We start from the raw sequence: 12,341 nt of genomic DNA, 5'->3' as shown, positions 1-12,341 counted from the left end.
GATGATCAATCTATTAAATAAAAATCAATTTTTGCTTCATTCCTAATAACTGGAATTGGAATTTTTTGCTTTTATAACATACATAAAAGGTAATACAAATCCAATCAACGATCTATTAACAACAAATGTAGAACTCCTTACAAGAGGAGAAAAAGATGACGATAAACCTACTCAATGTTCAAACGAAACATTTATTCCCGATCAAGCATTACAATCAGCCCAATGCCTATCCGGGGGAACCCATAAAAAATGCAAAAAATATGACAAAGTTTGTTGCGATCCCAGTGAGGGAACAGACTGTCCTCCCATTATTCATATCCCATAATACACAAGAGGGGCCGTTCCAAATGGCCCTTTTTTTTAAAATCTAAATTATGATCCGTACTCTACTTCTTATGATTTCAGGAATAATCCTTCTGTCTTCCTGCCACCGGAACCGTCCGGCAACGAACGCGGCCACTCTGCATCCGCCGTTACGAACGGCAGAACACCCGCTACACCTTTCCGATATCGTGGACTCATTATCTTATATCAAACTGGCTACCGATACCTCGAACCTGATCGGGGTAATCGACAAAATAATCCCGTTGCAAGACCGTATTCTAATAGTGGATAAAGACATCACGCAAACGATTTACATCTTCGATAAATCGGGAAGGTTTATCCGTAAAATCAATAAAAAAGGCAGAGGACCCGGAGAATATTTGAGCTTGAACGACGTCGCCGTAGACGTTTCTAACAAAAGACTGATCGTCCACGACGATATAGCTCAAAAAATCTCCATATTCACTTATGAAGGTGAATTTATCGAAAAAATCGGACTGGATTTTATCACGACCTCGATCGCTTATTTGGGAAATAACAAACTGGCCTGCTATTGTGATTACATCAGCAATCCAATTTATAGCATCCGTTCCAAATCTCCCAATCTGATTCTTTTCGACCTGCAAACCCGTAAAACCCAATCAAAACTATTTTTCAATAATACGATCAATCGATTAGGAATTACGGGTCTTATCAACAATCTGTCCTGCACTTATTCGAACGATACGGTGCATCTCATTATGCCGCTAAACGATACCGTTTACAGTATTTGTAACAATAAAATTCAGCCGGAATATTACGTAGACTTCGGAGTTACGCCCCAAATGCGGGAACTACAACTGGCGGCAAGCAGCAATAAATCGGCTCACGAAGCCTCACAAGAAGATTCGAAGCCTCAATATCCGACGATTTGCAACATGCTCAAAAGCGACAACATCGTTTACCTCTTTTACCGGCATAATAATAAAAGTTATTACGGATTTTACGATCCCCGGCGCAAAACATTCAAGGAAGGAGTCCGTATTTGGGAAAAAAACACCGATAACCGGATTCCCGTCATCAACGATCTGGACAAAACGATTCCATTCATGCCTATGGCGACAGACGGTAAAAACTTCTATTATGTTATGGAATCTTTCTATTTCGATCATTTCCGAAACAGTGATAATCCTCAAATAGCGAACCTAAACAAAACAATCACAGCAAACGACAATCCGGTCGTCGTCGTAGCTCATATCAAGAATAATCCATGAAATTACAAAATACGATACTCATACTTGTAATTCCTTTACTTATGATTACAAGCACATTGCTATGGTTTTCACAACAGACTAAAAACCAAGAAATAAATCGGTTGAAAGATAGCTTAATTATATACACAGCATATACCGACGTATGTATCGGTAATATGAAACTTAAATACATGTATGATAATCGGCCAATTAATAATATTAAAATACTCAATTCAAAAGGGGAAACACTCCATTTATCCGATTTGTTCAAAGAAGATTACAAACTTGTTTTCATTTTTTCATCACTTAACTGTACAATATGCGTTGATAAAGAATTGGAAAATTTAATACAATTCGGAAATATAATTGGTAATGATCATATTGTCATTTTAGGGTTAAGCGACACAATCCGTAAATTACGAGCTTACATGGCGAATAAGCACATCAATATTCCCATATACTATGTAACTCACGATACCCAATTAGGTATACTGGATAAAGAAAACGTTCCGTTTCTTTGCCTTATGAACAAAGATCTAAAAACAACTCAACTTTTCATTCCGATCAAAGAAATACAGGAACACTCGGAACATTTTTACAGAATTCTATACGATCGTTTTTTCAAACCTGCGGAAACGACTGTCGAACCGGAAAGCTAATCGAAAAACTCGTCGTCGCGCATCTGCGATGCGGGGGAGTGGACGTCGCTCTCGTCGCAGTCGTAGGAAACCGCGCCGACCGGTATCGGGAACTGATCTTTCTGCGTGATTCCGAGCTTCGGTTCGTTGTAAACCCGCTTGATGAAATCGGCGAAAATCGGCAACGCGATCCGAGATCCTTCACCGCCCGAAGAGAGGTGAATACTCCGATCTTCGCCGCCGACCCATACGCCGGCGACCAGCTTCGGCGTCACGCCGACGAACCAGGCATCCGAGTTGTTCTGCGTCGTCCCGGTCTTACCTCCCATATCGGCCGTGATCCCGAGCGCCCGGATACGGCCGGCCGTTCCGGCATTGATGACGTTTTTCAACATACCGAGCATCGTATAGGCCGTCTGTTCGGAGATGGCATCTTGAGCCGGCGCGGTAAAATTAGCCAACACATTGCCGTGACGGTCCTCGATCCGCGTCACGAAGATCGGATCGATATGCACGCCCCGGTTGGCGAACGTCCCGTAAGCGCCGACCAGTTCGAACAGCGAAAAGTCCGACGTTCCGACGCACAGGGCCGGCACGGGATCCACATAGCTGTGAATACCGAACTTATGAATAAATTCGGCTACCGCTTCCGGCTGCCGCGCCTGTTTCATGATCCATGCCGAATAGTTGTTGCGGCTGTTGGCCAGGCCCCACCGCAGCGGTCTCGGATTTCCGTCGTAAACCACTTTGCTGGCCTCGCGCGGCGACCACGGCTCGTTGTAGGTTTCGATCGTGACCGGGAGGTTCGGCACCGGCGTACAGGGCGTCAGCCCCAATTGCTCGATCGCGAAGGTATAGACGAACGGTTTGATCGTCGACCCGATCTGGCGTTTGCCCTGCTTGACCATATCGTATTTGAAATAACGGAACGACGGGCCGCCCACATAGGCTTTCACATAACCGTTCGACGGGTCGAGGGCCATCAGCGAAGCCCGCAGGAAACGCTTGTAGTAATACAGCGAATCGCGGGGGGTCATCGTGGTATCCCGGTCGCCCTTGTAACTGAAAACCCGCATTTTGACTGGCGTGTCGAACGCCTGTTGAATTTCCTTCTCGGTAGCTCCCTCTTTTTTCAACATCCGATAGCGGTCGGAATTACGCATTGCGCGGTTGATAATCGCCTGTTCCTCTTCCTTGCTGAGGTTCGAGAAAATACTCCGCCGCCCCTTCAGCACCCGATCCATCATCGGTTGTACGTTACCGCCCATCTGCGCCCATACGGCCTTCTCGGCATATTTCTGCATCGTCGCATTGATCGTCGTATAGATCTTCAGCCCGTCGCGGTACAAATCGTATTGAGCGCCGTTCGCCTTCGTATTTTTCCGACACCAGCCGTACAGCGGATTTTTGTCCCACAGTTCGACGGCCGCCTTGTAATCCCAATCGCCGGCCACTCCCGGCGCAAAACTTTTGCGGTCGGGCCGATCCGAGGTCATCACGATCTGTAACATACTCCGAAAATAGGTGCCGGTACCCTCGTCGTGCGAAATCGGATGGTAATCCAGTACGATCGGCAGCGCCTTGATCGAATCGCGTTGGTGACGCGTCAGAAATCCCCCCGGCCCTCATCCGGTCGATCACCGTATTGCGCCTGATAAGAGCCCGATCCGGATTGCTGCGCGGGCTGTAACGCGTCGGCGCATTCACCACGCCGACCAGCATCGCCGCCTCCTGCACGTTCAGTTCCGACGGCAGTTTGTTGAAGAAGGTCCGCGCCGCCGACTTGATGCCGTAGGCGTTGCTGCCGTAAAGCACCGTATTCAGGTACATCGTCAGGATCTCCTCTTTCGTATAGTTATACTCCAGCATCACGGCCGTAATCCACTCTTTCAGCTTCGAGATCACCAGTTTGGAACCCTTCGAAACCGGGTTGTCGTAGACGGCCGTATCGCGCGGGTAGAGATTTTTGGCCAACTGCTGCGTAATCGTGCTGCCGCCGCCCTGATTGCGGTTGCCGAGCGCCATCGTCTTGACGGCCACGCGGGCCAGCGAAATGAAATCGATCCCGGAATGGGAGTAGAAACGCATGTCTTCGGTCGACGTCAGGGCCGCCACCAGTGCCGGGGAAAGTTCGCTGTAATCGACATAGGAACGGTTCTGGACAAAAAAGCTGCCGATCATCTGCCCGTCCTCCGAATAGATTTCGGTAGCCAGGTTGCTTTTCGGGTTCTCGAGCTCTTCGAAAGTCGGCAGTTTCCCGAATACGCCGAGGCGAATCAGCAGTAGCAGCAAAACGATCAGCGCAACGGGCGATACGAGTATAATCCAGAACCATTTTACGGCCTTGGGGGTTTGAAGCTTATCGATAATCTTCTTTTGGGTCATGACGATGCAACGGTTATCTCGGGCAAAGGTACAATTTTAATCGCTATTTTAATAAACAACGTTTTTGGCGCCCGCTTATTTTACAGCCCTTTCCGATCAGATCGGAAGCGACAGTTTCACGCCGCCCACCACGCCCGAACGGTCGCTGGGCTTATAGATGTAAAACCCGACCGTCGTAGTCTTCGCCGGAATCCGCAGCGGATGCATGTCGAAGATGATCTCGCCGCCGTAGGAAGTGACCGTATGCATCCGGTAGAACGTTCTGATCACCGAAGGAATCGTCTGTCTGAACCGGGCGAAATCGTAATAGACGTTCAGCCGGATCCGCTGAAATAGACGATGCTGCTGATCCCGCCGTCGGGACACCACACGGGGAACTGGTAGTCGGCCGACGCGGCCCCGAGCCGGGTCGCCACGATGTTGTACGCGGCTCCGCGCGGAAAAAGTTCCTTATAGAAAAAGTTCTGGGAAGCCAGGTTCTGATGCTGCAGGTTTCCGCGCAGCATCAGCGAATGATGTTTCATCACACCCGGCAGGTAGGCCCGCCCGTACAGCGAATAGAGTCGGCCGAAACCTTCCGTGAACGGGGCGCATACCATAGCGAACCGGGCCGCATAGCCCCACCGAGGCAAAAAGTCGCGGGTCGCCATCCGGACGTTGTCCGAAAAATTCAGGCCGGTCACTAACCGCTGAAACCCGGTTTTAACGGAAGAGTCCCCGCACATCAGCGCATTGATATGGCGCAGCTCCACAGACGGGGTCAACGTCCGTACGCGATGTCCCGAGGCGAGCGTCATCGGCAGGTATCCCAGCAGATTGACCTGAAAATAATTCTTCCGCTTCATCCCTTCGTACTCGAGGTTTTTTACGCCGTAAAGCAACTGCTTGCCTCCACCGTATTCGAACGACAGTTCAAATTTCGGCGCAAGTCCGTAATAGTTGATTCCTCCGCGCAGGCGGCTGCCGAATTCGGGGGCATAGCCGTAGGCCAGGTACCCGGAAGTACTGCTCAGCAGATTCTGCGACATGACGGTAGCGCCGAAACTGATGTCGATCCGGTTCTCGTCGGCGATATGGAACGGGTTGAAATCCCAGGGCGCCCAACTGTGAAGGTTAAACAGATGCAATCCTTTGCGGAATCGTTTTTTCCGCGTTTCCGCCGGAAAATCGCCGGAAACCGTCACCGTATCGATGTTCATCACGTCCCATTTGCGTCGCGGCGGATTGACCCGGTTCTCGGGCAGTTTCCGAGGCTCCACCGGAATCAGCGAATCGCTGCGAACCGATTGGCGGGCCAGCCGGTATCCGTCCAGCGAGTAAGTCGTAAAATAGAGTTCTCCGCTACTGTCTGGAGCCGACGGAGCCACCGAACCGTAGCGCGAACGGCTCAGCCGGTACTCCCGGCCCCCGGTAAGGTCGAACAGGTGGATTTCGTCCTTACCGGACTGGATCGAATTGAACGAAAGCTTTCCGGCTCCCGCCCGCAAGTTATAGAGGCTCGCATAAGTCGGCTCCTTGATCGTCCGCAGAGCTCCGTCCTGTAAGTCGATCCGCAGGATCGACATCCCCGCGTCGCCGAGCGCAATCGCGGCCAGCGTTCCGGTGACCTCGTCGTAAGCGAGTCCGTGTATCGAAAGGGTATCCGGAAAATCGAAACGCCTTCCGTCGCCCGGATCGAGGCTGTAACGCCCCGCATAATCGTAACCGACCGTCGCCAGCCGGCCGTCGGGCAACGGCGTCGGGAACAGCGTCTTACCGCGTTCGCGCAAGGTCCGGCGTCGGCCGGTGCGCAGGTCGTAACTGCACGCCCGCGACGTCACGCGTTGTTCCCACAGCGTGCTGCTCCGGTACTCCGTCCAGTACAGCGTACTGTCGTACAGCACCGGAGGCGTATTGACGCTTCCCGTCCAGAACAACCGGCGTTCGCAGCCTGTCCGCGGATCGACCGCCACGACGCGGCTCGTCTTGTCCATATCGCGTTTCAGCGCCAGCAGCGTCGTATCGTTCAGCGCCATCGGGGCATCGTAGACCGTATAACTGGTAATCGGCGTCGGCAGCGTTTCGCCGCTGTTCGGTTCGACGGGCAGCGAACGCCAAAACCGAGTCAACTCGTCGAGCGTGTTGCGCGCGATCTCGTTGACCGACGTGCGGTAGTACTTATGCAGCGCCCACTTCGTCGTCAAAATGGTATAGGGATATTTCGAACCGTATTCCGCGACCCGCGACCACATATCGTCCCCGTACTGTTCGCGCGACCAGGCGGCCAGTTGATAACCGAACTGGTAGTGATCCGGAATATAATTCTTATAGGAACCGCAAAACCACTTGTCGAGCGGGAATTTCTTCGTCCCTTCGGTCAGGTAGGCGCGGTATTCGATCGTAAAAGAGGGTTGCAGCGCACGGCCGAACGACGCCATCTGCGTCTCGTTCATCACAGCGTCCCCTTCGAGGAACCAGATCGGCAACAGCACCGAACTAAGCAAACCCGCCTGCTGTCCGACCACGTAACCGACCCATTTCATGAACCGCCGGTGCAGGTTGCCGTACTGTACGGCGTGCCGGTATTCGTGCGTCACCAGTTGTTTGAGCCACGGCTCGGCGAACGGGGCCGACGGCGGAATCGCCTCCAGCTCGATCCGTTTCGGCGCCCACATCACGATCCCGTTCGCAACGAAATTTTCGGTATGCAGAATTACCGGGAACCGCAACGGGCCGTACTTGAACCCGTAGGAAACATGCGACCGCACCGTGTCCATATAATTCGCCACCCGGGCGGCCTGCGCTGAAAAATAATCCGGATAAACGATCTTTCCGGCAACGGTATTCGCCTGATTCCAGCGGATGCCCGACGGCGAACGCCCCCAGTCGTAATACTGGCCGAAACCCGCGACCGGCAACACGCACATCCACCCGGCGACCAACCGCCCGATCCACCGCTTCATCGCTATCCTCCCGCCTTTTTCGCCTTATATCCGGCTTTGACGAGCACATCGACGACCCGGTCGCGGAAATCGCCCTGAATCAGGATCTCTCCGTCCTTGGCCGTTCCGCCGACGCCGCATTTGCTCTTCAGCGACCGCGCCAGTTCTTTCAGGTCGTCTTCCGTACCGACGAATCCCCGCACCAGCGTCACCTGTTTCCCGGCGCGCTGTTTGCGATCGATCCACACTTTCAACTGCTGCTGAGCGGCGGGAAGCGTCTGTCGCTCTCCTTTCTCCTCTTCCTCGTACCGAAAATCGGGATTGGTCGAATAGACCACGTTGAGCCGGTTTTTCCAATCGTTGTTGGTCATCGCGTTCTGATCGTGCTATGAAAAATCAAAAGGGCAGGTCGTCCACCTCGTCGGCCGACGTTTCCGCAGCGCCTCCGCCGCTGAACGGCTGAGCGGCTCCCGACGGCGCTTCCGCAGGCGCAGCGGCGGCAGGACGCGGAGCGGCGCCGTAAGTGCTACCGTCCATCGGCGCGCCCGCGCCTTCGGCGCGACGACCGAGCAGCTTCATATCGTTGGCGACGATCTCCGTCGTGTAACGTTTGTTGTTGTCTTTGTCCGTCCACTCGCGCGTACGCAGACTTCCTTCGATATAGACCTGGCTCCCTTTGCGGACATAACGGTCGGCCACGTCGGCCAACCCGCGCCACAGTGTCACGGTATGCCACTCGGTATGCTCGGTCGCGGTCTGCGTCTGTCGATTATAGATCCGCTCGGTCGTTGCGATCCGCAACCGCGCGACCTTAGCGCCCCCTTCCAGAGCCCTTACTTCAGGGTCCATCCCCACGTTTCCGATAAGAATTACTTTATTGACCATGATTTATCCCGATTAAATTATATTACAATACGATACGTCTTACCCGGAACCGCCGTACTAAAGCGCTTCGAGCATACCGACGAACAGCCGCGTCATCTTCGCTTCGGCCTTCGCCCCTTCGCGCTGCACCTCTTCGTGCGTCGACTTCATCCCGTCGAGCCCCATGTTTGTAATGATCGACACGGCGAATACCGGCAAACCCGCATGATTCGCGGCGATCACTTCCGGCGTCGTGGACATGCCTACGGTATCGGCTCCCGCCGTACGGTAGAAACGGTATTCTTTGCGGGTTTCAAAAGTCGGACCAGTCACCCCGATGTAACACCCGTACTGCAACTGGATTCCTTCCCGGCAAGCCACCTCGGCGGCCAATGCGATCAGGCCGGCGTCGTAAGGTTCGCTCATGTCCGGAAAACGCGGGCCGAGCTCCGGATCGTTGGGTCCTATCAGCGGATTCGGAATCAGGTTGATGTGGTCGGTAATCACCATCAGGTCGCCGGTGCGGAACGACGGGTTTACCCCGCCGCTCGCGTTCGACACGAACAGGCGGCCGACGCCCAGGAATTTCATCACCCGCACCGGAAAAACCACCTGCTGCGGCGTGTACCCTTCGTAATAATGGAAACGCCCCTGCATCGCGACGACCCGCCGGCCGCCGAGCATACCGAAAATAAACCGGCCGGCATGTCCTTCGACCGTCGAAACCGGAAAATCAGGTATCTCCGCATAGTCGAGCGTCGCACGGATGTCGATGCTCTCCACCAGCCCGCCGAGCCCGGTTCCGAGAATGATCCCGACTTCCGGCTCGAAATTCACCCTATTCCGGATGAAGGAGGCTGTATTTTTGATTCGTTCTGACATATAACTCCAATTGACGCAGGAATTCCGACTCGGAATCCGCCACGAATGAAACATGAATCGGTACGTAATAGAGCCGCTGCTGCACGGCTTCCGGAACTTTTTTACGGTTCGTCAGCTTCACGGCATCTTTCTCGGTCGTCAGCACGACCGCATCCGGATACGCTGCGAACAACGCTTCCAGCCGCCTCATATCGCTGAGCCGGTAAGTGTGGTGATCGTCGAAAGTCAATTCGGCCACCACGTCGAAGCGTTTCCGCAGGTTTTCCAGCAACGGAACGGGATTGGCGATGCCCGACATCGCGATCACCGGATCCCCCTCGCGGACCTTTCCGACGGCCCGGTCGGCGAACAACGGAGTAATCTCCCCCTGCCGCATCCTGGTAAAATAGAGCGATTGGTACGGGAACAGTCCGAGCGAGTTGATCACGATGCGCATATCCAGCGGATTCAGATCGTCGGGACACTTGGTCACCAGCACGAAATTGGCCCGGTGGATCTGATTGCGCGTATCCCTGAGACGTCCCCACGGCAGCAGCCGGTCGCGGTAAACCGGGTTGTTGTAGTCCATCAGCAGGATATTGACCCAGGGTTCGACGTAACGGTGCTGGAACGCGTCGTCGAGAATAATCAGCTCGATCTCGGGATGCGCCTTCCGCAGCAACCGGATCCCTTCGGCCCGCTTTTCGCAAACGGCCACCGGTACCGACGGATACTTCAGTTTCATCTGGCGGGGCTCGTCGCCGATCGTCCGTGCGGACGACGTGGGCGTAGACAGTACGAATCCTTTCGTCCTGCGGCGATATCCCCGCGACAGCACCCCGACCCGGTAATGTTCCGAAAACCGTTCGATCAACAGCTCGGCCACCGGCGTTTTTCCCGTTCCGCCGACCGTCAGGTTCCCGATACAGACTACGGGAATATCGAACTCCTCGCTCCGAAGAATCTTCAGATCGAACAGTTTATGCCTGATATGGACGACCATTCCGTACAGCCACGACAGCGGGACGGAGATCAGCGGAGGTAATTTCATAACTCATACTTATCCAATTTTCAAAAATAAATTAAAAAGATTGGATATCAAAGTTTTTAACAAACAATTATCCCCCGGAAAATTTCCGGGGGACAACCTTTTTTACCGGCTTTACCGGTTACGGCATCGCTACCCGGTAGGGCGACAACGCCTGAATACTGTTCTGGTATAACATATTACGCAATGTTTCGTAATCGCGATAAGCTTCCCCCATTTCGCCCCGGAACAATTCCGCGCGGGTCTCCGCCGAAAACAACTTCAACAACTGCGTCAGCCGGTCGGGAGACTCCTCCGGGGAGACGATCCGGAAATCGTCCGCCACGCCGGCCCGGTCGGCCGCCAGGGCCACCGCATCCCTCAACCCGCCGAAGCCGTCGATCAGGCCGATCCGCAGAGCGCTTTCACCCGACCACACCCGGCCGCCGCCGACGCTGTCTACTTGCCCTGCGGTCATGTTGCGTCCTTCGGCCACGTGACCGACGAACGCGCTGTAAACCTGCTCGACGCTATTCTGCATGAAATCGCGTTCGGCCTGGTTCATCGGGCGTACCCCGACCGCCCCGAAGACCGCCATATCCATATCGGCCGACGGATTGGTCTTAGCCACATCCACCGTAATGCCGAGTTTATCCTGAAGTCCCTTTTCGCCGTTCAGCATCAAGCCGAATACGCCGATCGAACCGGTCAGCGTCACCGGAGAAGCCAGAATGACATCCGCCGGACACGAAATGTAGTACCCGCCCGAAGCGGCCATGTTTCCCATCGACACGATGACCGGCTTGAGCTGACGGATCTGTTCCACTTCATGCCAGATCACTTCCGACGCCAGCGCGCTTCCTCCCGGACTGTTGACCCTCAGCACAACCGCTTTCACCTGGTCGTCCGTTCGTACCCGGGCCAGCCTCGCCGCCAGCGAACTGCCGCCGATCAGCCCTTCCCGGCTCTTTCCGTCCACGATCTGCCCTTCGGCATACACGACGGCGATCTTATTCCGGGATAGCTTCTGAACCGCCGTCTTCGGCTGGTCGATATAGGTTCCCAGCGATACGAATTCCGGCTCTTCGTCCCGGTCGGTCATCTCGCAAAGCATCCGCTCGACGTCGGACGCGTAAACCAGCGAATCGACCATTTTCAGATCGACCGTATTGCGGGCGCTCTGCAGAGCCAGGTCGGAAGCGTATCGCTGCAACTGAGCCGAATCGATGCCGCGGGCGTCGGAGACTCTTTTCACGACATGCCCCCAGATCGAACCCAGCAGCGCATCCATCTGCAAACGGTTCTCGGGACTCATTTTATCCAGGATAAACGGTTCGACGGCCGATTTGAACGAGCCGTGGCGGATCGCTTCGACCTGCACGCCCAACTTATCCAGAAGTCCTTTATAAAATACGACTCCGGAAGCGAGACCGAGCCAGGTCACATTGCCTTGCGGGTTCAGATATACTTTATCGGCGGCCGTAGCCATATAATAGGAACCTTGCGTATAGTAATCCGCATAGCTAACGATGAATTTCCCGGATTCTTTGAACTGCAACAACGCATCGCGGATCTCCTCCAGCGTAGCCATTCCCATTCCCATATTTGGGCTGACATTCAGGTAAATCCCGCTGATCCGGTCGTCGGTCGCAGCCGTCTCGATAGCTTTCAACACGTCGATCAAAGCGTAATTGCGGGCGACCCGCATCGATATCAGGTCGTTGAATCCCATCTCCGACAACGGGTTGCGCGACGGATCGTCGCTGATCGGCTCGGCAAAATCGAGCCGCAGCACCGTTTTCTGCTGCACGTCGGGAACCGTTTCCGAAAAAAGCGTCCCGATACCGGCCAGCACCATCACTAAAAAGACGCCGATCACCACATTGGCCACCACCAGTGCAAGCAGGCAGGCCAGAAACGTACTCCAAAAATTTTTCATTCTATCTCCTGTTTTTCGCTTTGCGGTTCATCCGAACCGTTTACTGCGCGTAAAATTACGAATTTATTCTTCATTTACACACACATATCGTTCCATAACGCAGTCCCGGCCGGTTTTCGGTCGGTTCGAGAAGATTCGGACCGAAAAAAT

9 protein-coding genes and 1 pseudogene are annotated in these 12,341 nt (G+C 53.9%); 2 read left to right on the top strand and 8 right to left on the bottom strand.

All coding sequences use genetic code 11. From position 1 onward, the window contains the following. Positions 1 to 374: 374 nt before the first annotated feature. Together DW082_RS07990 and DW082_RS07985 are read left to right on the top strand one after the other, a co-directional pair. A complete protein-coding gene (locus tag DW082_RS07990; protein WP_118458151.1) occupies positions 375 to 1,577 on the top strand; it encodes a 6-bladed beta-propeller in 1,203 nt (400 codons plus the stop codon). Next, positions 1,574 to 2,215 carry a hypothetical protein gene (locus DW082_RS07985; RefSeq protein WP_118458149.1) on the top strand — a complete coding sequence of 214 codons (642 nt, stop codon included), beginning with the start codon at positions 1,574 to 1,576 and terminating at the stop codon, positions 2,213 to 2,215. Before DW082_RS07990 ends, DW082_RS07985 begins: the two co-directional genes overlap by 4 nt. Here DW082_RS07985 and DW082_RS07980 read toward each other — a convergent pair. From DW082_RS07980 to sppA, 8 genes and pseudogenes are all read right to left on the bottom strand, one after another. Further along, positions 2,212 to 4,579, bottom strand: a pseudogene (locus tag DW082_RS07980) (transglycosylase domain-containing protein). The gene DW082_RS07985 and the pseudogene DW082_RS07980 sit on opposite strands and share 4 nt — an antisense overlap. A 96-nt stretch (positions 4,580 to 4,675) precedes the next feature. Next, on the bottom strand, positions 4,676 to 4,849 hold the full coding sequence (locus DW082_RS15035) for a hypothetical protein (RefSeq protein WP_259335556.1): 174 nt from the start codon (positions 4,847 to 4,849) through the stop codon (positions 4,676 to 4,678). Positions 4,850 to 4,893: 44 nt separating this feature from the next. After that, positions 4,894 to 7,521, bottom strand: a complete 2,628-nt coding sequence (locus tag DW082_RS07975; RefSeq protein WP_259335555.1) for a DUF2268 domain-containing protein — start codon at positions 7,519 to 7,521, stop codon at positions 4,894 to 4,896. A gap of 2 nt (positions 7,522 to 7,523) precedes the next feature. Continuing rightward, complete coding sequence (locus DW082_RS07970) at positions 7,524 to 7,871, bottom strand: translation initiation factor (RefSeq protein WP_101571968.1); 348 nt, start codon at positions 7,869 to 7,871, stop codon at positions 7,524 to 7,526. A 25-nt stretch (positions 7,872 to 7,896) separates the two neighbouring features. After that, positions 7,897 to 8,385 (bottom strand): single-stranded DNA-binding protein, encoded by a 489-nt coding sequence (locus DW082_RS07965; protein ID WP_101571970.1) that lies wholly within the window; start codon positions 8,383 to 8,385, stop codon positions 7,897 to 7,899. A 57-nt stretch (positions 8,386 to 8,442) separates the two neighbouring features. Beyond that, positions 8,443 to 9,246 (bottom strand): purine-nucleoside phosphorylase, encoded by an 804-nt coding sequence (locus DW082_RS07960; RefSeq protein ID WP_055202844.1) that lies wholly within the window; start codon positions 9,244 to 9,246, stop codon positions 8,443 to 8,445. Further along, a complete protein-coding gene (gene lpxK / locus DW082_RS07955) occupies positions 9,203 to 10,276 on the bottom strand; it encodes a tetraacyldisaccharide 4'-kinase (protein WP_118458147.1) in 1,074 nt (357 codons plus the stop codon). Before lpxK ends, DW082_RS07960 begins: the two co-directional genes overlap by 44 nt. Positions 10,277 to 10,394: 118 nt before the next feature. Next, positions 10,395 to 12,191 (bottom strand): signal peptide peptidase SppA, encoded by a 1,797-nt coding sequence (gene sppA / locus DW082_RS07950; protein WP_118458145.1) that lies wholly within the window; start codon positions 12,189 to 12,191, stop codon positions 10,395 to 10,397. Positions 12,192 to 12,341: the final 150 nt, after the last annotated feature.

This window comes from Alistipes sp. AF48-12 (assembly GCF_003477565.1).
GTDB classification, from domain to species: domain Bacteria; phylum Bacteroidota; class Bacteroidia; order Bacteroidales; family Rikenellaceae; genus Alistipes_A; species Alistipes_A hominis.
The sequence above is the reverse complement of the archived record's forward strand: the minus strand, read 5'-3'. Positions and strand labels throughout refer to the sequence as shown.

Bases quoted from the DNA above. Each gene is read 5' to 3' on its own strand.
- DW082_RS07990 (WP_118458151.1), top strand. From the start codon at position 375: ATGATCCGTACTCTACTTCTTATGATTTCAGGAATAATCCTTCTGTCT.
- DW082_RS07970 (WP_101571968.1), bottom strand. From the start codon at position 7,871: ATGACCAACAACGATTGGAAAAACCGGCTCAACGTGGTCTATTCGACC.
- sppA (WP_118458145.1), bottom strand. From the start codon at position 12,191: ATGAAAAATTTTTGGAGTACGTTTCTGGCCTGCCTGCTTGCACTGGTG.
- DW082_RS07965 (WP_101571970.1), bottom strand. From the start codon at position 8,385: ATGGTCAATAAAGTAATTCTTATCGGAAACGTGGGGATGGACCCTGAA.
- DW082_RS07985 (WP_118458149.1), top strand. From the start codon at position 1,574: ATGAAATTACAAAATACGATACTCATACTTGTAATTCCTTTACTTATG.
- DW082_RS07975 (WP_259335555.1), bottom strand. From the start codon at position 7,521: ATGAAGCGGTGGATCGGGCGGTTGGTCGCCGGGTGGATGTGCGTGTTG.
- lpxK (WP_118458147.1), bottom strand. From the start codon at position 10,276: ATGAAATTACCTCCGCTGATCTCCGTCCCGCTGTCGTGGCTGTACGGA.
- DW082_RS07960 (WP_055202844.1), bottom strand. From the start codon at position 9,246: ATGTCAGAACGAATCAAAAATACAGCCTCCTTCATCCGGAATAGGGTG.